21 protein-coding genes and 4 pseudogenes are annotated in these 17,191 nt (G+C 50.7%); 19 read left to right on the top strand and 6 right to left on the bottom strand.

The window, feature by feature from the left end; genetic code table 11:
* The first annotated feature begins 81 nt into the window (after positions 1-81).
* The gene (locus SOPEG_RS22790; RefSeq protein ID WP_025245231.1) at positions 82-462 is read left to right on the top strand and encodes a transcriptional antitermination N peptide; all 381 of its coding nucleotides are present in this window, start codon (positions 82-84) and stop codon (positions 460-462) included.
* Between the two features lie 208 nt (positions 463-670).
* Here SOPEG_RS22790 and SOPEG_RS09995 read toward each other — a convergent pair whose 3' ends face one another.
* Positions 671-1,594: an IS5-like element ISSoEn1 family transposase gene (locus SOPEG_RS09995; RefSeq protein ID WP_025243865.1), complete on the bottom strand. Its 924-nt coding sequence runs from the start codon at positions 1,592-1,594 to the stop codon at positions 671-673.
* A 93-nt stretch (positions 1,595-1,687) separates the two neighbouring features.
* Here SOPEG_RS09995 and SOPEG_RS28240 point away from each other — a divergent pair, with 93 nt between their 5' ends.
* The 5 genes and pseudogenes from SOPEG_RS28240 to SOPEG_RS09975 all read left to right on the top strand — a co-directional run bounded on the left by SOPEG_RS28240 (position 1,688) and on the right by SOPEG_RS09975 (position 3,810).
* Entirely contained in the window at positions 1,688-1,855 is a 168-nt protein-coding gene (locus tag SOPEG_RS28240) for a hypothetical protein (protein ID WP_158382372.1), read from the top strand.
* A 17-nt stretch (positions 1,856-1,872) separates the two neighbouring features.
* Positions 1,873-2,076, top strand: coding sequence for a hypothetical protein (locus SOPEG_RS09990; protein ID WP_025245230.1), 204 nt, complete (start codon positions 1,873-1,875; stop codon positions 2,074-2,076).
* On the top strand, positions 2,076-2,291 hold the full coding sequence (locus SOPEG_RS09985) for a hypothetical protein (RefSeq protein WP_025245229.1): 216 nt from the start codon (positions 2,076-2,078) through the stop codon (positions 2,289-2,291). The genes SOPEG_RS09990 and SOPEG_RS09985 overlap by 1 nt, the downstream gene beginning before the upstream one ends.
* Positions 2,288-2,524 carry a hypothetical protein gene (locus tag SOPEG_RS09980; protein WP_025245228.1) on the top strand — a complete coding sequence of 79 codons (237 nt, stop codon included), beginning with the start codon at positions 2,288-2,290 and terminating at the stop codon, positions 2,522-2,524. The genes SOPEG_RS09985 and SOPEG_RS09980 overlap by 4 nt, the downstream gene beginning before the upstream one ends.
* Before the next feature lie 76 nt (positions 2,525-2,600).
* Positions 2,601-3,810, top strand: a pseudogene (locus SOPEG_RS09975) (IS256 family transposase).
* Positions 3,811-3,865: 55 nt separating this feature from the next.
* On the opposite strand, the gene SOPEG_RS09970 reads toward SOPEG_RS09975, so the two are convergent.
* A complete protein-coding gene (locus SOPEG_RS09970; RefSeq protein WP_025245227.1) occupies positions 3,866-4,216 on the bottom strand; it encodes a CCDC90 family protein in 351 nt (116 codons plus the stop codon).
* A 552-nt stretch (positions 4,217-4,768) separates the two neighbouring features.
* Between SOPEG_RS09970 and SOPEG_RS09965 the strand changes: the two genes are divergently transcribed.
* The 3 genes from SOPEG_RS09965 (at position 4,769) to SOPEG_RS09955 (ending at position 6,599) form a co-directional block, all read left to right on the top strand.
* Complete coding sequence (locus tag SOPEG_RS09965) at positions 4,769-5,053, top strand: helix-turn-helix transcriptional regulator (protein WP_025245226.1); 285 nt, start codon at positions 4,769-4,771, stop codon at positions 5,051-5,053.
* Between the two features lie 125 nt (positions 5,054-5,178).
* The gene (locus tag SOPEG_RS09960; RefSeq protein WP_025245225.1) at positions 5,179-5,931 is read left to right on the top strand and encodes a Rha family transcriptional regulator; all 753 of its coding nucleotides are present in this window, start codon (positions 5,179-5,181) and stop codon (positions 5,929-5,931) included.
* A gap of 11 nt (positions 5,932-5,942) precedes the next feature.
* A complete protein-coding gene (locus tag SOPEG_RS09955; protein ID WP_025245224.1) occupies positions 5,943-6,599 on the top strand; it encodes a DUF7666 domain-containing protein in 657 nt (218 codons plus the stop codon).
* A gap of 99 nt (positions 6,600-6,698) precedes the next feature.
* On the opposite strand, the gene SOPEG_RS28235 is transcribed toward SOPEG_RS09955, so the two are convergent.
* A complete protein-coding gene (locus SOPEG_RS28235; protein ID WP_025245223.1) occupies positions 6,699-6,965 on the bottom strand; it encodes a hypothetical protein in 267 nt (88 codons plus the stop codon).
* Between SOPEG_RS28235 and SOPEG_RS09945 the strand changes: the two genes are divergently transcribed.
* From SOPEG_RS09945 to SOPEG_RS09915, 10 genes and pseudogenes are all read left to right on the top strand, one after another.
* Positions 6,964-7,215 (top strand): hypothetical protein, encoded by a 252-nt coding sequence (locus SOPEG_RS09945; protein ID WP_025245050.1) that lies wholly within the window; start codon positions 6,964-6,966, stop codon positions 7,213-7,215. The two genes, SOPEG_RS28235 and SOPEG_RS09945, sit on opposite strands and share 2 nt — an antisense overlap.
* Positions 7,205-7,414, top strand: coding sequence for a ParE family toxin-like protein (locus SOPEG_RS31185; RefSeq protein WP_071882165.1), 210 nt, complete (start codon positions 7,205-7,207; stop codon positions 7,412-7,414). The genes SOPEG_RS09945 and SOPEG_RS31185 overlap by 11 nt, the downstream gene beginning before the upstream one ends.
* Positions 7,415-7,429: 15 nt before the next feature.
* Positions 7,430-7,573, top strand: a complete 144-nt coding sequence (locus SOPEG_RS27365) for a protease FtsH-inhibitory lysogeny factor CIII (protein WP_148297046.1) — start codon at positions 7,430-7,432, stop codon at positions 7,571-7,573.
* Between the two features lie 268 nt (positions 7,574-7,841).
* Positions 7,842-8,765, top strand: a complete 924-nt coding sequence (locus SOPEG_RS09940; protein ID WP_025243834.1) for an IS5-like element ISSoEn1 family transposase — start codon at positions 7,842-7,844, stop codon at positions 8,763-8,765.
* Between the two features lie 204 nt (positions 8,766-8,969).
* Entirely contained in the window at positions 8,970-9,893 is a 924-nt protein-coding gene (locus SOPEG_RS09935) for an IS5-like element ISSoEn1 family transposase (protein WP_025245222.1), read from the top strand.
* A 66-nt stretch (positions 9,894-9,959) separates the two neighbouring features.
* The gene (gene istA, locus SOPEG_RS09930) at positions 9,960-11,450 is read left to right on the top strand and encodes an IS21 family transposase (protein WP_025245221.1); all 1,491 of its coding nucleotides are present in this window, start codon (positions 9,960-9,962) and stop codon (positions 11,448-11,450) included.
* Between the two features lie 11 nt (positions 11,451-11,461).
* Positions 11,462-12,212 (top strand): annotated as a pseudogene (gene istB / locus SOPEG_RS09925) (IS21-like element ISSoEn3 family helper ATPase IstB).
* 80 nt (positions 12,213-12,292) lie between these two features.
* A complete protein-coding gene (locus tag SOPEG_RS27360; RefSeq protein ID WP_148297045.1) occupies positions 12,293-12,535 on the top strand; it encodes a hypothetical protein in 243 nt (80 codons plus the stop codon).
* An 80-nt stretch (positions 12,536-12,615) separates the two neighbouring features.
* On the top strand, positions 12,616-13,269 hold the full coding sequence (locus SOPEG_RS09920; protein WP_025245220.1) for an ATP-binding protein: 654 nt from the start codon (positions 12,616-12,618) through the stop codon (positions 13,267-13,269).
* Positions 13,266-13,547 carry a hypothetical protein gene (locus SOPEG_RS09915; RefSeq protein ID WP_025245219.1) on the top strand — a complete coding sequence of 94 codons (282 nt, stop codon included), beginning with the start codon at positions 13,266-13,268 and terminating at the stop codon, positions 13,545-13,547. Before SOPEG_RS09920 ends, SOPEG_RS09915 begins: the two co-directional genes overlap by 4 nt.
* Here the strand turns inward: SOPEG_RS09915 and SOPEG_RS09905 are convergent.
* The 3 genes and pseudogenes from SOPEG_RS09905 to SOPEG_RS09895 all read right to left on the bottom strand — a co-directional run bounded on the left by SOPEG_RS09905 (position 13,538) and on the right by SOPEG_RS09895 (position 17,136).
* Positions 13,538-14,747 (bottom strand): annotated as a pseudogene (locus tag SOPEG_RS09905) (IS256-like element ISSoEn2 family transposase). The gene SOPEG_RS09915 and the pseudogene SOPEG_RS09905 sit on opposite strands and share 10 nt — an antisense overlap.
* A 52-nt stretch (positions 14,748-14,799) precedes the next feature.
* On the bottom strand, positions 14,800-15,723 hold the full coding sequence (locus SOPEG_RS09900) for an IS5 family transposase (protein WP_025245217.1): 924 nt from the start codon (positions 15,721-15,723) through the stop codon (positions 14,800-14,802).
* Between the two features lie 203 nt (positions 15,724-15,926).
* Positions 15,927-17,136 (bottom strand): annotated as a pseudogene (locus tag SOPEG_RS09895) (IS256-like element ISSoEn2 family transposase).
* Positions 17,137-17,191 lie beyond the last annotated feature (55 nt).

Here is a 17,191-nt window from a genome sequence, read left to right as displayed (position 1 = left end):
CGGGCACTGACAAAGTGCAACCCTTTTGCTGATTTCTGAGTGTGCTGATGCCAGCACAGCCAAAAATCAACAGGAGGATGTATGACGACTATCGTACATGGTGAGACGATCAGGCCGATCACCCATGCTTCGGGACGCCGTAAAGATCGCCGCAAGGCAGAAGCAATCCAGCGTGAACTTGTGGCATCCCGCATAGATAAGGTGTTGGGGCTGAAGCCAGAAAAGCGCAAAACGCTTACCCGAATAGAATTAGCCTGCAAACGCAAACCAGCACCACCGCTTGATTTAAGCATGCTGACCAAGTATCAAAAACAAATCACTCTTTCCGCCGTGAAGCACATAAAAGCCAGATATCCACATCGCGGGGCGGTTGTGGAATTTGAGGAGGGGTCTTGCTGCCTGGAGAATGTGGCTTTATTTCAGGCGGGGTTTAGAGCATCAAAAGTAATATCGGCGAGGTAATATTACCGGCTGAGCATACGTTTTTATTCTGACGCATATTGAGGCCACCATGCAAAAGCTCATTGATGAATTCGACCACCTGATAGCACCGGGGACAATTGTTACTGATATAATCCTTTCCGGCGACACCTACGACGATTGGGGCTATACGTCGCTTTGTTGAATAAATCCGAAATTTGTGACGACTTCCTTCCTATCAGGGCGATTGTTACATGATGCGGACGCTGTTTGGCATTCCTAACAGTGTGATCCGGTTAAGTGCTTTAACCATTGCCATTGCCTCACCTACCTGCGCGTCATAGTCATGCAGACTCAGATGACCACCCAGAAGTGTTTTAAACCGGAACATGGCCGTTTCAGCCAGTGAACGCCGGTGATAACCTACTTTCTTTTTCCAGGTATCGTTATTGCCGCTCAGATGCTGATTTGCCACCGCATGGTTACGCTCATGGTATCGAGCTGGCCAATATTGCGCACCACTTCGCGGTGGGATAAGAGGCTTTATTTTTTTCCTCAGCAGAGCATCATGACAGTAACGCGTATCGTAAGCACTGTCAGCCGACGCTTCCCTGATTTTCCGGTGGGTTTGGTTAATCAGCCCGGGCAGCGCCTGCGCATCTGTCGTACCGCTTAGCGATAAATCGGCACAGATAATTTCATGTGTCACGCTATCTACTGCCAGATGAAGCTTGCGCCATACTCTGCGCCTCTCAGCCCCATGCTGCCTGACTTTCCATTCGCCTTCGCCGAAGACTTTCAGGCCGGTGCCATCGATGACCAGGTGTGAGATTTCGCCGCGGGTTGGCGTTTTTATGCTGATGTCGACGGTTTTTGCTCGCCGGCTGACCAGAGAGTAATCTGGGCAGCGCAGCGACAGCCCCATCAGTTTAAAAATCGAGTCAACGAAACCCTGTAACGCCCGGAGCGAAAGGTTAAACACGCGCTTTATCATCAGAACCGTGGTAATGGCCATATCGGTGTAGTGAAGCGGCCGGCCACGATGTTCAGGTGGTGTACTCTCAGTCCATGCAGCAATGGCTGACTCATCAAGCCATACTGTCAGATCCCCCCGCTGCCTGAGCGCATTGTTATATGCGGGCCAGTTGGTAATTTTAAACTTTTGCTTTGCCATGGGGACCTGATGTTGAAACGAATGTAGTGATCAGAGCCGCCAGTCACCTAAAAGTTCGATTTATTCAACAAAGCCGCTATACGTTGCAAGAGAATGATGGCGCTGACTTTTTCACCGTCGATGTTCCGTAAAGCTGACGGTACAACGCAAGCCATCGGCGACTTCTCCGACCGAGAGGATGCACTCGCTTATGCCGCGAGGATGGTTGAGAAATATCAGGCACCGCTTACGGACCATACCCGGAAATTATTAAACGATTAGGAGCATGAAATAGATTTATGGCAGATGATGTCGATTTAGCCAGCCAGAACGAAGAAGCCTTTCGCCAACATGTGATTGCCAAGCACCAGGGAAAGAAATTACCCCTTACCGGCCACTGCTATTATTGCGAAGAGTCAACCAAGGGTAATTTTTGCTGCAAAGAATGCCGGGAAGAATGGGAGAAGCGGAAATATTTTGATAGCCAACGGAGGATTGATTAATGAAAATCAATAAGCCAAAAGTCCTTATTCACAAACGCCAGCATCATGATAATTATGCAATTGCCATCACTGATGATAGTGACGATTTCCATGACGGTTTACTGATAGTTTCAGCAGAGCCGAATGGGCGAGGCGAAGATGACGATATCTGGGTGGTAGCCGCTTACTACATGGCGGCTGAACTGGAAAAATACCGGGGAGAACGTGGATCATGAAACTGGATAACGCGCGGGTGCTCACTTTCAGGCACCCCAATATGGGAGAAGTCGTCGCTATCACCAACGGCGGCGAATGTATCGACGATGCCCGCTATCTGGTCAGTCTGGGCAGGCAGCCTAACGAAGACTGGGAAACGCAGACGCTCAGGGCGGTGATTGAGTATATGGCCGAAGACAACAAGCGGCTACGCAAGCAGGTTAAGCGCCTGACGCAGGAGGTATATTGCTGAAAATGAGCCTGTTTAGAAATTTGTGTATTTGCCTGATTTTGATATGTTCAATCCAACATCAAAAACAGGTTAATTTATGGACGAAAAACAGTTGCAGGCTCTGGCTAACGAATTGGCCAAAAATCTCAAAACCTCTGAAGATCTCAGTTACTTCGATCGGCTGCTGAAAAAAATCAGCGTCGAAGCAGCTCTCAATGCCGAAATGACCCATCACCCCGGCTACGATAAAAATCAGCCTAAACCGGGGACCAACGCCCGCAACGGCTATTCCACAAAAACCGTTACCACTGGCGATGGCCCGCTGGCGCTGCGTACTCCGCGCGATCGTGACGGTTCCTTTGAACCGCAACTGGTGAAGAAGAACCAGACCCGGATTGCCGGGATGGATAACCAGATTTTATCGTTGTACGCCAAAGGGATGACCACCCGCGAGATCGCCGCCGCGTTCAAAGAGCTGTATGACGCCGATGTCTCGCCGGCGCTGGTCTCAAAGGTCACCGATGCGGTCATGGAGCAGGTTGTCGAATGGCAAAACCGGCCTCTGGATGCAGTCTATCCCATTGTTTATCTTGACTGCATCGTTCTAAAAGTCCGGCAGGACAGCCGCATCATCAACAAATCTGTGTTCCTGGCGCTGGGCATCAACATCGAAGGCCAGAAAGAGTTGCTAGGTATGTGGCTGGCCGAAAATGAAGGCGCAAAGTTCTGGCTGAACGTGCTGACAGAGCTGAAAAACCGCGGCCTGAACGATATCCTTATCGCCTGCGTAGACGGGCTGAAAGGTTTCCCTGACGCTATTAACGCGGTGTATCCGGAGGCGCGGCTCCAGCTGTGTATCGTGCAGATGGTGCGCAACAGCCTGCGGTTCGTCTCCTGGAAGGACTACAAGGCCGTCACCCGCGACCTGAAAGCTTATCTATCAGGCCCCTACGGAAGAAGCCGGCTTGCAGGCGCTGGAAGCGTTCTCCAGTGCCTGGGACATCCGCTACCTGCAAATAAATCGAAGCTGGCAGGCAAACTGGGCCAATCTGGCCACGTTCTTTGCCTACCCAACGGACATCTGCAAGGTGATCTACACAACCAACACCATAGAGTCGTTAAACAGCGTGATCCGGCATGCCATCAAAAAGCGCAAGGTGTTCCCGACCGACGACGCAGTGAAAAAGGTGGTGTGGCTGGCGATACAGGCGGCCTCACAGAAATGGACAATGCCTTTGAGGGACTGGCGCATGGCAATGAGCTGCTTTATTATCGAGTTCGGTGACCGCCTGGACGGTCACTTCTGAGAAAAGGCATTTACACAGAATCCGGTACGGGCTCCAGGAGGTATGTTGCTGAAAATCAAAGCAGCTTAATGACCACAGTGACAATGGTTGATGCCAGACCGGCGATAGCAAGCATCACAGCACTCAGTTTTATCAGTAACCCATTCGCAGTATGTTCAACATCCTTACGGAGTAAGGCGATCTGAGCTTCAGTCTTCTCGAAGCGAGCGTCCATATCTTTACGAACATCGGTTATCTGAACCGTTAAATCTTTGTGCATATCCTCAAGGTCACGCTTCGTAGCCACATCCGCCACCTCGTGAGACTTGCGTACAACGAGCAAAATCGCCTTGGCTTGCTCACTGGTAAGTCCGGCGGTTTGAAGCTCTTCTGACGCCTGCAAAGTATCAAATGCAACTTGGCCCATGGGTAATCCTCCTGTTTAGGCCAAGTGTAGCGTATCCACCACATCAACGGAAGGAGTTACCTCCATGAACTATAACCAAACGCTTATCGTGCCTAATGGTATTGAACATTGGGAGCCGCGTATCACCGGCCTTGAGGTCTACTCTGGCGAGAGAGGCGGAATCATCCTGAAACCCACGGAAATGGGCGTTACCACTGCCCGTTGGTAGCTCACAGCAAAAATGCGTGAGGCATTCATAAAGCTTTTGACGTCGGCGTAATGGAGCTTGCGAGCAGAAGAGCCCGCATTCCACAAGGGCTACAGCGATTTTGTGCAGCCCGCAAGAAGTGAAATACAACAAAACTGGCGGTGCCTGAAGGGACCACACATCCCAACAGACACCTAACCCAAAACCTACTAACATAGGATTTGAGCTATGAAAAAGAGTACAGCGCCCGCACGCGCATTGAAAGTGCAACCGTTCACCCACAGCGAGATTGTTCATTTTGCATTCGCCTCGAAGCATCTGACCCCGCGTCAGCGTATCCACCTACTGAAAGTTGAGGGTGCAGCATGAAGTCCTTCGACGTAAAGCAAGTAGAGAAATTCCGTGATGTTTTCCCTGAGCTGACCACGATAGAGCAGCTTGAAACAGCAATGCTCTTTTCTCTTGGCCTATCCAAAAAAGAGATTGCAGCAGCGCGTGATGTTGCTTACGTAACAGTTGAAAAGATGCTTGATGCAATAAAAAGCAAATTTAACCTTTACTCTTTAAATAATCTGTTTTCTGTCTTTCAGGTCCGGCTGGTGTTTTTTGCCTTAACTGGCGGCACCGTAAAAAATAAGAAACAAGGATAACCCACGCGCTCGAAAAATGGCAACAGGCGAACGTTAGCCAGTTCCTGCAACGCCACTAATCACTCATCCTGCCCCGGTATCGTGCCGGGGTTCCATTATCGTTTTAACCAACGAGGTATATCTGCATGCAAAATTTAACCATTGCACAAACATTAACCATGTCCAGCCGCGAAATTGCGGAGTTGACCGAAAAGCAGCATAAACACGTGCTGGAGGACTGCCGCAAAATGTTCGAGGCGCTCAATATTCAATCGGCCGACTTTTCGGCTGATTACAAAGACAGCAAAGGACGCGTCTATCAGGAGTTTTTGCTTGACCAGGACTTAACGATGACACTCGTCATGGGATACAGCATTGAGCTTCGCCATAAAGTTGTCAAGCGCTGGCGTGAACTGGAGGAACAAGCCAAGAAGCCAGCTATTCCGCAAACATACCCCGATGCACTGCGCCTCGCTGCCGAACTTGCAGAGGAAAAACAACATCTGGCATTGGTCAACAAGAAGCAAGAAGAAGAGATTCATTGCTTACAAAACTTATTTCAAACAGGAATGACGCCGGTCAAGTTCTGCAAGCAACTCAACGGCGTGAATATCAACCGTGTCAGCCTGTTTTTGGCCGAACGTAATTTTCTCTACGACGCGCAAAAAGACACGAACAAGTCCCATATATGGCGCGTGAAAGCTCACGCACGTGATAAATATTTCACTGAATCACCATATACCATCAAATCATATAAAGGCGACATGCAATTATATGAAGTCATTCTGTTACAAGACGGTGCTAAATGGCTTTATCGCCACTATCTGAAAGGCGAGCTTCCGATGAAGAAAGACTGGAACGGCGAATTCACCCACGACAAATATCTTCAGGCTGCATAAGGATAAACACCATGACCAAAATCACCGCCTACAAAGGCTTTAACGCCGATATGACTTGCCGTGATTATCAGTTCGAGATCGGGAAAACCTACCTGCACGAGGGCGCGGTAGAAATCTGTAGTTCAGGTTTCCATGCCTGCGAATATCCGCTCGATGTCTTCTGCTACTACGAGCCAGCAAACCATCGTTTTGCCGAGGTTGAGGTATCCGGCGATATCGCCCATGAAGCGGGAAGCGGCAAACTCACCAGTAGCACAATTACCATTAAGAAGGAACTGTCCCTCCACCAAATGGTTGGCCGCGCCGTCGAGTGCATAGCAAGTAAAATTGATAAGTCCGCAGAACAGACGATCATTGCAGGCCGCGGGTCAGCCGCTATCAACACTGGCGACGGGTCAGTTGCCACCAACACCGGCTACCAGTCCGTCGCCACCAATGCGGGCGACCAGTCAGCCGCAGGCGTTAGCGGCTTCGGATCGGTTGCCGCGTCTCTCGGCGCGCAGGGTAAGGCCAAAGCCGCTGAGGGCGGCGCAATTGTACTGTGCTATCGCAATAGTGAGGGCAACATTATCCACATCCGCGCCAGCAGGGTGGGTGATAACGGCGTGAAACCGGATACCTGCTATGTGCTTAATGCAAACGGCGAGTTTGAAGAGGCCGATGATTAACCTCTGGTTCAGTTTTGCACTGGAAGCATCTGCACACCAGGAAGGGAACAAGTTGACGAGGATGTACGTCAGCCGCCCCGCAGTTTCGGAATAACATATTTAAACATTAAACTCAGGATGCCCGCCAGCAGGAACCATTGCAGCAGCGTCCATGCCCGCAGGAGGTAAGTATTGATGAATAATTTCCGTGGTAAGAAAGTTCACATAGAAATAAGTCACAATCAGGAAGGTGGTTTTTCTCTGCTCGTTTCTGATGACGATGTCGGATGCAGAGTGGCCGGGGCTAAAGTTGGAGGTTGTAAAACCCTGGAACGATTTACCGTAGATGCCCAGGAGCTTATCGACGCAATAATGGAGCATGCCCATGTTTAAAACATTCTGGACACTGAAGATTATCAACACGCTGTTCATTATTTCATGCATTGCTTGTCTGGTGCTGGCCCTTGCATCGTTCAGCGGTACAGCCGCGCCCTATATGCAAGTCACCGACGGTATATTGGCATTACTGACACTGCTCGGCGTCAGGCTGACGTTTGAATGTATTGCTGTGCAATTTGTACAGGCCGAAACATTACAGAAGATTCTCAGTAAACTGGAGAAAGAGCATGAAACCTAAAATATCCATCGGGGTAAGAGAGCGGGCGAAGCGATTTGAACGCCTGTACCGTGAAGGTCTTATCCACGCGAGACGTATCCGACGAACAGACTATTTATCAATACGGCTTTCCCTTTGCTGGCGTATGTTATCGAAAGATAACGGTCAGAGTTGGAAAACCATGAGTCACGCAACATACAATACACAAATAACAATATAATAACAGGAGCACCCCATGAATTACGCATTCGCGGGTAATGCTGCCCTCATGGGGAGCTATCACCCGGAAGAAACCCAATTGGATAAAATCATAAAATGGCTGAGGAATGGATGCAGGAAACTTATCGATATTCTCCGGCAGGAAGGCAATCCTCTATGAGCTATGCCAATAAATTAATTCAGGCGCTAATCGTGCTGGTTCCGGTCACATCCGATCACTGATTCCGATTTCACCCGATCACTAATTCTGATTTCATCCGATCACTGATTCCGGTCGCCCGATCAGCGATTCCGATTCTGTCCGATCGCTCATCTTCTGTTCCGCCATACTCTGGAGACTTTTAGCTTTCGGGGGCTTTGTTGAATAAATCGAACTTTTAGGTGACTGGCGGCTCTGATCACTACATTCGTTTCAACATCAGGTCCCCATGGCAAAGCAAAAGTTTAAAATCACCAACTGGCCCGCATATAACAATGCGCTCAGGCAGCGGGGGGACCTGACAGTATGGCTTGATGAGTCAGCCATTGCTGCATGGACTGAGAGTACACCACCTGAACATCGTGGCCGGCCGCTTCACTACACCGATATGGCCATTACCACGGTTCTGATGATAAAGCGCGTGTTTAACCTTTCGCTCCGGGCGTTACAGGGTTTCGTTGACTCGATTTTTAAACTGATGGGGCTGTCGCTGCGCTGCCCAGATTACTCTCTGGTCAGCCGGCGAGCAAAAACCGTCGACATCAGCATAAAAACGCCAACCCGCGGCGAAATCTCACACCTGGTCATCGATGGCACCGGCCTGAAAATCTTCGGCGAAGGCGAATGGAAAGTCAGGCAGCATGGGGCTGAGAGGCGCAGAGTATGGCGCAAGCTTCATCTGGCAGTAGATAGCGCGACACATGAAATTATCTGTGCCGATTTATCGCTAAGCGGTACGACAGATGCGCAGGCGCTGCCCGGGCTGATTAACCAAACCCACCGGAAAATCAGGGAAGCGTCGGCTGACAGTGCTTACGATACGCGTTACTGTCATGATGCTCTGCTGAGGAAAAAAATAAAGCCGCTTATCCCACCGCGAAGTGGTGCGCAATATTGGCCAGCTCGATACCATGAGCGTAACCATGCGGTGGCAAATCAGCATCTGAGCGGCAATAACGATACCTGGAAAAAGAAAGTAGGTTATCACCGGCGTTCACTGGCTGAAACGGCCATGTTCCGGTTTAAAATACTTCTGGGTGGTCATCTGAGTCTGCATGACTATGACGCGCAGGTAGGTGAGGCTATGGCAATGGTCAAAGCGCTTAACCGGATCACGTTGTTAGGAATGCCAAACAGCGTCCGCATCATGTAACAATCGCCCTGATAGGGAGGAAGTCGTCACAAATTTCGGATTTATTCAACAAAGCGGCTTTCGGGGGCATGGCACGTAAAAAGAAGAAAGCGAGAACGGAAATGTGCATCTATATTAATGTGTTACGTGGCTTTGTTGAATAAATCGAACTTTTAGGTGACTGGCGGCTCTGATTCACTACATTCGTTTCAACATCAGGTCCCCATGGCAAAGCAAAAGTTTAAAATCACCAACTGGCCCGCATACAACAATGCGCTCAGGCAGCGGGGGAACCTGACAGTATGGCTTGATGAGTCAGCCATTGCTGCATGGACTGAGAGTACACCACCTGAACATCGTGGCCGGCCGCTTCACTACACCGATATGGCCATTACCACGGTTCTGATGATAAAGCGCGTGTTTAACCTTTCGCTCCGGGCGTTACAGGGTTTCGTTGACGCGATTTTTAAACTGATGGGGCTGTCGCTGCGCTGCCCAGATTACTCTCTGGTCAGCCGGCGAGCAAAAACCGTCGACATCAGCATAAAAACGCCAACCCGCGGCGAAATCTCACACCTGGTCATCGATGGCACCGGCCTGAAAATCTTCGGCGAAGGCGAATGGAAAGTCAGGCAGCATGGGGCTGAGAGGCGCAGAGTATGGCGCAAGCTTCATCTGGCAGTAGATAGCGCGACACATGAAATTATCTGTGCCGATTTATCGCTAAGCGGTACGACAGATGCGCAGGCGCTGCCCGGGCTGATTAACCAAACCCACCGGAAAATCAGGGAAGCGTCGGCTGACAGTGCTTACGATACGCGTTACTGTCATGATGCTCTGCTGAGGAAAAAAATAAAGCCGCTTATCTCACCGCGAAGTGGTGCGCAATATTGGCCAGCTCGATACCATGAGCGTAACCATGCGGTGGCAAATCAGCATCTGAGCGGCAATAACGATACCTGGAAAAAGAAAGTAGGTTATCACCGGCGTTCACTGGCTGAAACGGCCATGTTCCGGTTTAAAACACTTTTGGGTGGTCATCTGAGTCTGCATGACTATGACGCGCAGGTAGGTGAGGCTATGGCAATGGTCAAAGCGCTTAACCGGATCACGCTGTTAGGAATGCCAAACAGCGTCCGCATCATGTAACAATCGCCCTGATAGGGAGGAAGTCGTCACAAATTTCGGATTTATTCAACACAGCGGTTTTACGTTATGAAATTCGTGCAGCGTCGCTCGAATCGCACTATCGCAGCAGCGCTCGGCATAGGCTGTACTACCGTGCACGATATCCTCGGCCGATTCACGGTAGTTAACCTGGTCTGGCCATTGCCGGCGGAACTGTCCCCCGTCGACCTCGACCGCCTGCTCTATCCCGGCAAATCCGGAAAAGTTATCAATACATTACCCAGCTGGCTTGATATCGATACCGAGTTAAGCCGCAAGGGCATGACCAAGCAGCTGCTCTGGATGGAATATCAGTCCGCCGTGGGCGGTGATGCCCTCGGTTACTCACAGTTTTGTGTACTGTTCCGTGACTGGAAAAAAAAGCAGCGGCGTTCCATGCGCATGGAGCACAAGGCTGGCGAAAAGCTCTTCATCGACTTCTGTGGCCCCACCGTACCTATCGTCAACCCTGCGACCGGTAGCGTACGCCAGGTCGCTATCTTCGTCGCTGCCATGGGCGTGTCAGGCTATGCGTATATCGAAGCCTGCGAAGGCCAGGACATGGCATCGTGGCTCAACGCCAATAGCCGCTGCCTGCACTTCATGGGTGGGGTTCCGGAGCTGATGATACCTGATAATCTGCGCAGCGCTGTCAGCACCCCTGACCGCTATGAGCCGGTCATGAACCAGAGCTACCAGGCGCTGGCAAATCACTATGAGACAGTGGTGCTACCGGCGCGCCCGAGAAAACCGAAAGACAAGACGAAGGCAGAATCAACTGTGCAGCTGGTAGAACGCTGGGTTTTGGCCCGGTTGCGTAAACGTAGGTTCTACTCGCTGGCCGAACTCAACCAGGTGATACGAGAACTCAATCATGAGTTGAATCTGCGCCCGATGCGTCATTACGGCGGACAAAGTCGCCTTGAACGCTTCGAGCAGCTGGACAAACCGGCTCTTGGGCCTCTACCGCCCACACAATGGGAATACAGTGAGTATCTCGTTGCCCGAGTGGGACCTGATTACCACATAGACTACGGCAAAAACTGGTACTCGGTGCCGCATCCGCTGGTTGGCGAGCGCGTTGACGTCATCGCCACCCAACGGCTGGTGCAAATCCACCATAAGGGCGTCTGCGTGGCTACGCACCCTCGCAGCGATAACGCCTATAGGCACACGACTCAGGCGGCGCACATGCCGGCTAACCATAAGGGGCAGAGTCAGTGGACGCCGGAAAGGCTGTGCAGTTGGGCGCTGTCGGTGGGTGTGTGCACACTGAAAGTGGTCGAGTCCATCCAAAAGAGCAAAGCCCATCCGGAGCAGGCTTACCGCTCCGTGCTGGGGCTACTCAATCTGCAACGGCGCTATGAGACGACGCGACTGGAGAAGGCCTGCGCGCTGGCGTTGGAGAAAGGGTGCATTAACCGCTCTTTCATAGCCAACGTATTGAAACACAGTCGTGAAAGTGAGGTCACCCAGGACGGAGCCGGCGTATCAATGCTGGTTCACGAAAACCTCCGAGGTCCGGACAGTTATCACTAAGGAGAATAAATATGGATACACTGTTAATGGCTCTGCGAGAGCTGAAGTTGTCGGCAATGGTCCAGGCGTTGGAGACGCAACGCGAACTCCCGGGGAGTTATGGGGAGCTGGGGTTCGAGGAGAGGTTGTCGCTGATGGTAGAATCGGAAAATTTGCATAGAAAAAACAACCATATATGCCGTCTGCGACGGCAATCGCAAATGCGCTTGCAGGCAAAACCGGAAGATATCCGCTATATCCCTAGCCGAGGAGTGACACCGGAACAGATGCGAGATCTGCTAGGGGGACAATATCTGAAATATCAGAAAAGCATACTCACCACGGGGTCGACAGGTACGGGCAAAACCTGGCTCAGTTGTGCGCTTGGTGAGCAGGCATGCCGGCAGCAATATAGCGTGCGTTACTGGCGAGTGGGTCGGTTGCTGGCCCATCTTCACCAGTGTCAGGTATACGGGACCTATCTAAAACAGCTTAAGCAGTTAGAAAAAATAGAGTTACTGATCTTGGACGACGTGGGCCTAGAATCAATAAGTCCGATGTAGGCAACGATGCTGTTGGAGGTGATGGAAGATCGCTACGACAAAAGCAGCAGCATCCTGATCAGTCAACTGCCGGTGAAAAAATGGTATGGACTGATAGAAAACCCCACTACAGCTGACGCGTTACTCGATCGGTTAGTACACCCCCAGCTATAGACTGGAACTTAAAGGCGAATCACTACGCAAAGAGCAAGGAGTAGCCAGCACAGGAAAAATAGACTAAACCCGAGTCAGAAGATGAGCGAACACGTGATCGAATATCACTGGAATGGGTGATCGGAAAATATCGGAATAACTGATCGGATGTCGCCGGAACAGCTGATCGGATACGTCGGAATCTGCAAATCGCCGAATCTCTACGATTTCACGACGCGTTGCTATGGGATATCACCATCAAGATATATGAAGCACGGAGGAGAAATGAGCTCATCAAGTAAACTGGCTGACTTCCCGCAAACACTGCGAATCAATCAGGAATGGCGACGCTTCTGCTTAATTCAGGCGCTTGAATATCGTCGATTAGGCATGCATGAAGCCAAGAAGTAATCATTGCATTATGCACATACCGCAAAGCTAAATATCAAATACTTCATGCCGAACGGTAACGAACCTTTTTGAGGTGAACGATGAGTATAGCAACATTAGTATTGGGCGAATCAGGTAGTGGCAAATCTACCAGTCTGAGAAATCTTGACCCAGAAAAAACAGGGATTATTCAGTGCATCAATAAACCACTGCCATTTAAATCTTCTGGCTGGAAAGTGGGGCTTAACGTCGCAAGGACAAATGACCCAGTCAAGATATTAGATATATTAAGAGCGCACAATAAAGATATCATTGTTATTGATGACTTTCAAAGTGTCCTTGTTGATGAGTTTATGAGACGAGCGACCCAACGGGGTTATGACAAATTTACCGACATAGGGAAAATAGCATGGGACACATTTAATCTTGCCGGGGCGCTGGCAGAGCATCGCCGCGTCTACATTCTAACGCATTCTCATACTGACGATAATGGAGGTATACACGTTAAAACCGTAGGAAAAATGGTTGACCAGGTTATTACCCCGGAAGGTTATTTCACCATTGTATTGCGGGCCGTTGTCAATAACGGTAATTACCTCTTCTCTACGCAAACCAACGAGCAGGACTGCTGCAAGAGTCCTATGGGCATGTTTAGCGAAACACTGGTTGACAATGACCTTAAAGCCATTGATGACGCTATCTGCGCTTACTATGGCATCAATAACATCCACACGATTAAGGAAAAAATAGCATGAATAACGTGACCTTCACTTACAATCAAGAAGCAGCACTGGCAGCCGGTCAAGGCGAATTTATTACTGAATCTGGCGCTTACGTCGTTACCATTCTGGAAGCGAAGTATATGACCAGCCAGAGCGGGGCAGAATCCATTGAGTTTTCAGTTGAAACCGAGGACGGAAAGAAAGCAAATTACATTAATATCTATTGCCAGAAAAAAGACAAAACGCCGAATAAGTATGGCGTCAACAGACCCTGTACACGATTCTGTGTAAATGCCTTTTCTCAGAAGTGACCGTCCAGGCGGTCACCGAACTCGATAATAAAGCGGCTCATTGCCATGCGCCAGTCCCTCAAAGGCATTGTCCATTTCTGTGAGGCCGCCTGTATCGCCAGCCACACCACCTTTTTCACTGCGTCGTCGGTCGGGAACACCTTGCGCTTTTTGATGGCATGCCGGATCACGCTGTTTAACGACTCGATGGCGTTGGTCGTGTAGATCACCTTGCGGATGTCCGTTGGGTAGGCAAAGAACGTGGCCAGATTGGCTCAGTTTGCCTGCCAGCTTCGACTTATTTGCGGGTAGCGGATGTCCCAGGCACTGGAGAACGCTTCCAGCGCCTGCAAGCCGGCTTCTTCCGTAGGGGCCTGATAGATAGCTTTCAGGTCGCGGGTGACGGCCTTGTTAGTCCTTCCAGGAGACGAACCGCAGGCTGTTGCGCACCATATGCACGATACACAGCTGGAGCCGCGCCTCCGGATACACCGCGTTAATAGCGTCAGGGAAACCTTTCAGCCCGTCTACGCAGGCGATAAGGATATCGTTCAGACCGCGGTTTTTCAGCTCTGTCAGCACGTTCAGCCAGAACTTTGCGCCTTCATTTTCGGCCAGCCACATACCTAGCAACTCTTTCTGGCCTTCGATGTTGATGCCCAGCGCCAGGAACACAGATTTGTTGATGATGCGGCTGTCCTGCCGGACTTTTAGAACGATACAGTCAAGATAAACAATGGGATAGACTGCATCCAGAGGCCGGTTTTGCCATTCAACAACCTGCTCCATGACCGCATCGATGACCTTTGAGACCAGCGCCGGCGAGACATCGGCGTCATACAGCTCTTTGAACGCGGCGGCGATCTCGCGGGTGGTCATCCCTTTGGCGTACAACGATAAAATCTGGTTATCCATCCCGGTAATCCGGGTCTGGTTCTTCTTCACCAGTTGCGGTTCAAAGGAACCGTCACGATCGCGCGGAGTACGCAGCGCCAGCGGGCCATCGCCAGTGGTAACGGTTTTTGTGGAATAGCCGTTGCGGGCGTTGGTCTCCGGTTTAGGCTGATTTTTATCGTAGCCGAGGTGATGGGTCATTTCGGCATTGAGAGCTGCTTCGACGCTGATTTTTTTCAGCAGCCGATCGAAGTGACTGAGATCTTCAGGGGTTTTGAGATTTTTGGCCAGTTCGTTAGCCAGAGCCTGCAACTGTTTTTCGTCCATAAATTAACCTGTTTTTGATGTTGGATTGAACATATCAAAATCAGGCAAATACTCAAATTTCTAAACAGGCTCTTGGCATTCCTAACAGCGTGATCCGGTTAAGTGCTTTAACCATTGCCATTGCCTCACCTACCTGCGCGTCATAGTCATGCAGACTCAGATGACCACCCAGAAGTGTTTTAAACCGGAACATGGCCGTTTCAGCCAGTGAACGCCGGTGATAACCTACTTTCTTTTTCCAGGTATCGTTATTGCCGCTCAGATGCTGATTTGCCACCGCATGGTTACGCTCATGGTATCGAGCTGGCCAATATTGCGCACCACTCCGCGGTGGGATAAGCGGCTTTATTTTTTTCCTCAGCAGAGCATCATGACAGTAACGCGTATCGTAAGCACTGTCAGCCGACGCTTCCCTGATTTTCCGGTGGGTTTGGTTAATCAGCCCGGGCAGCGCCTGCGCATCTGTCGTACCGCTTAGCGATAAATCGGCACAGATAATTTCATGTGTCACGCTATCTACTGCCAGATGAAGCTTGCGCCATACTCTGCGCCTCTCAGCCCCATGCTGCCTGACTTTCCATTCGCCTTCGCCGAAGACTTTCAGGCCGGTGCCATCGATGACCAGGTGTGAGATTTCGCCGCGGGTTGGCGTTTTTATGCTGATGTCGACGGTTTTTGCTCGCCGGCTGACCAGAGAGTAATCTGGGCAGCGCAGCGACAGCCCCATCAGTTTAAAAATTGAGTCAACGAAACCCTGTAACGCCCGGAGCGAAAGGTTAAACACGCGCTTTATCATCAGAACCGTGGTAATGGCCATATCGGTGTAGTGAAGCGGCCGGCCACGATGTTCAGGTGGTGTACTCTCAGTCCATGCAGCAATGGCTGACTCATCAAGCCATACTGTCAGGTCCCCCCGCTGCCTGAGCGCATTGTTGTATGCGGGCCAGTTGGTAATTTTAAACTTTTGCTTTGCCATGGGGACCTGATGTTGAAACGAATGTAGTGATCAGAGCCGCCAGTCACCTAAAAGTTCGATTTATTCAACAAAGCCGCTGGGCTGCCGAAAGAGGAAATACTGACGTCACTGGTAAATGGTGCGATGCATGACCCTGTACGACCCTGTACGACCCTGTACGACCCTGTACGACCCTGTACACGATTCTGTGTAAATGCCTTTTCTCAGAAGTGACCGTCCAGGCGGTCACCGAACTCGATAATAAAGCGGCTCATTGCCATGCGCCAGTCCCTCAAAGGCATTGTCCATTTCTGTGAGGCCGCCTGTCTCGCCAGCCACACCACCTTTTTCACTGCGTCGTCGGTCGGGAACACCTTGCGCTTTTTGATGGCATGCCGGATCACGCTGTTTAACGACTCGATGGCGTTGGTCGTGTAGATCACCTTGCGGATGTCCGTTGGGTAGGCAAAGAACGTGGCTAGATTGGCCCAGTTTGCCTGCCAGCTTCGACTTATTTGCGGGTAGCGGATGTCCCAGGCACTGGAGAACGCTTCCAACGCCTGCAAAGCCGGCTTCTTCCGTAGGGGCCTGATAGATAGCTTTCAGGTCGCGGGTGACGGCCTTGTAGTTCTTCCAGGAGACGAACCGCAGGCTGTTGCGCACCATATGCACGATACACAGCTGGAGCCGCGCCTCCGGATACACCGCGTTAATAGCGTCAGGGAAACCTTTCAGCCCGTCTACGCAGGCGATAAGGATATCGTTCAGGCCGCGGTTTTTCAGCTCTGTCAGCACGTTCAGCCAGAACTTTGCGCCTTCATTTTCGGCCAGCCACATACCTAGCAACTCTTTCTGGCCTTCGATGTTGATGCCCAGCGCCAGGAACACAGATTTGTTGATGATGCGGCTGTCCTGCCGGACTTTTAGAACGATACAGTCAAGATAAACAATGGGATAGATTGCATCCAGAGGCCGGTTTTGCCATTCGACAACCTGCTCCATGACCGCATCGGTGACCTTTGAGACCAGCGCCGGCGAGACATCGGCGTCATACAGCTCTTTGAACGCGGCGGCGATCTCGCGGGTGGTCATCCCTTTGGCGTACAACGATAAAATCTGGTTATCCATCCCGGTAATCCGGGTCTGGTTCTTCTTCACCAGTTGCGGTTCAAAGGAACCGTCACGATCGCGCGGAGTACGCAGCGCCAGCGGGCCATCGCCAGTGGTAACGGTTTTTGTGGAATAGCCGTTGCGGGCGTTTGTCCCCGGTTTAGGCTGATTTTTATCGTAGCCGAGGTGATGGGTCATTTCGGCATTGAGAGCTGCTTCGACGCTGATTTTTTTCAGCAGCCGATCGAAGTGACTGAGATCTTCAGGGGTTTTGAGATTTTTGGCCAGTTCGTTAGCCAGAGCCTGCAACTGTTTTTCGTCCATAAATTAACCTGTTTTTGATGTTGGATTGAACATATCAAAATCAGGCAAATACACA

It is taken from the genome of Candidatus Sodalis pierantonius str. SOPE (genome assembly GCF_000517405.1).
In the GTDB taxonomy this organism is placed as follows: domain Bacteria; phylum Pseudomonadota; class Gammaproteobacteria; order Enterobacterales; family Enterobacteriaceae; genus Sodalis_C; species Sodalis_C pierantonii.
The sequence above is the reverse complement of the archived record's forward strand: the minus strand, read 5'-3'. Positions and strand labels throughout refer to the sequence as shown.

Excerpts from the sequence above, each read along its gene's own strand:
- SOPEG_RS09935 (WP_025245222.1), top strand. The coding sequence starts at position 8,970 with ATGGCAAAGCAAAAGTTTAAAATCACCAACTGGCCCGCATACAACAAT.
- SOPEG_RS09990 (WP_025245230.1), top strand. The coding sequence starts at position 1,873 with ATGGCAGATGATGTCGATTTAGCCAGCCAGAACGAAGAAGCCTTTCGC.
- SOPEG_RS09940 (WP_025243834.1), top strand. The coding sequence starts at position 7,842 with ATGGCAAAGCAAAAGTTTAAAATCACCAACTGGCCCGCATATAACAAT.
- SOPEG_RS09995 (WP_025243865.1), bottom strand. The coding sequence starts at position 1,594 with ATGGCAAAGCAAAAGTTTAAAATTACCAACTGGCCCGCATATAACAAT.
- SOPEG_RS28235 (WP_025245223.1), bottom strand. The coding sequence starts at position 6,965 with ATGGGCATGCTCCATTATTGCGTCGATAAGCTCCTGGGCATCTACGGT.
- SOPEG_RS09965 (WP_025245226.1), top strand. The coding sequence starts at position 4,769 with ATGAAGTCCTTCGACGTAAAGCAAGTAGAGAAATTCCGTGATGTTTTC.
- SOPEG_RS09915 (WP_025245219.1), top strand. The coding sequence starts at position 13,266 with ATGAATAACGTGACCTTCACTTACAATCAAGAAGCAGCACTGGCAGCC.
- SOPEG_RS09980 (WP_025245228.1), top strand. The coding sequence starts at position 2,288 with ATGAAACTGGATAACGCGCGGGTGCTCACTTTCAGGCACCCCAATATG.
- SOPEG_RS09985 (WP_025245229.1), top strand. The coding sequence starts at position 2,076 with ATGAAAATCAATAAGCCAAAAGTCCTTATTCACAAACGCCAGCATCAT.
- SOPEG_RS28240 (WP_158382372.1), top strand. The coding sequence starts at position 1,688 with ATGATGGCGCTGACTTTTTCACCGTCGATGTTCCGTAAAGCTGACGGT.
- SOPEG_RS31185 (WP_071882165.1), top strand. The coding sequence starts at position 7,205 with ATGAAACCTAAAATATCCATCGGGGTAAGAGAGCGGGCGAAGCGATTT.
- istA (WP_025245221.1), top strand. The coding sequence starts at position 9,960 with ATGAAATTCGTGCAGCGTCGCTCGAATCGCACTATCGCAGCAGCGCTC.
- SOPEG_RS09945 (WP_025245050.1), top strand. The coding sequence starts at position 6,964 with ATGTTTAAAACATTCTGGACACTGAAGATTATCAACACGCTGTTCATT.
- SOPEG_RS27360 (WP_148297045.1), top strand. The coding sequence starts at position 12,293 with ATGTCGCCGGAACAGCTGATCGGATACGTCGGAATCTGCAAATCGCCG.
- SOPEG_RS09955 (WP_025245224.1), top strand. The coding sequence starts at position 5,943 with ATGACCAAAATCACCGCCTACAAAGGCTTTAACGCCGATATGACTTGC.
- SOPEG_RS09900 (WP_025245217.1), bottom strand. The coding sequence starts at position 15,723 with ATGGCAAAGCAAAAGTTTAAAATTACCAACTGGCCCGCATACAACAAT.
- SOPEG_RS09920 (WP_025245220.1), top strand. The coding sequence starts at position 12,616 with ATGAGTATAGCAACATTAGTATTGGGCGAATCAGGTAGTGGCAAATCT.
- SOPEG_RS22790 (WP_025245231.1), top strand. The coding sequence starts at position 82 with ATGACGACTATCGTACATGGTGAGACGATCAGGCCGATCACCCATGCT.
- SOPEG_RS09960 (WP_025245225.1), top strand. The coding sequence starts at position 5,179 with ATGCAAAATTTAACCATTGCACAAACATTAACCATGTCCAGCCGCGAA.
- SOPEG_RS27365 (WP_148297046.1), top strand. The coding sequence starts at position 7,430 with ATGAATTACGCATTCGCGGGTAATGCTGCCCTCATGGGGAGCTATCAC.
- SOPEG_RS09970 (WP_025245227.1), bottom strand. The coding sequence starts at position 4,216 with ATGGGCCAAGTTGCATTTGATACTTTGCAGGCGTCAGAAGAGCTTCAA.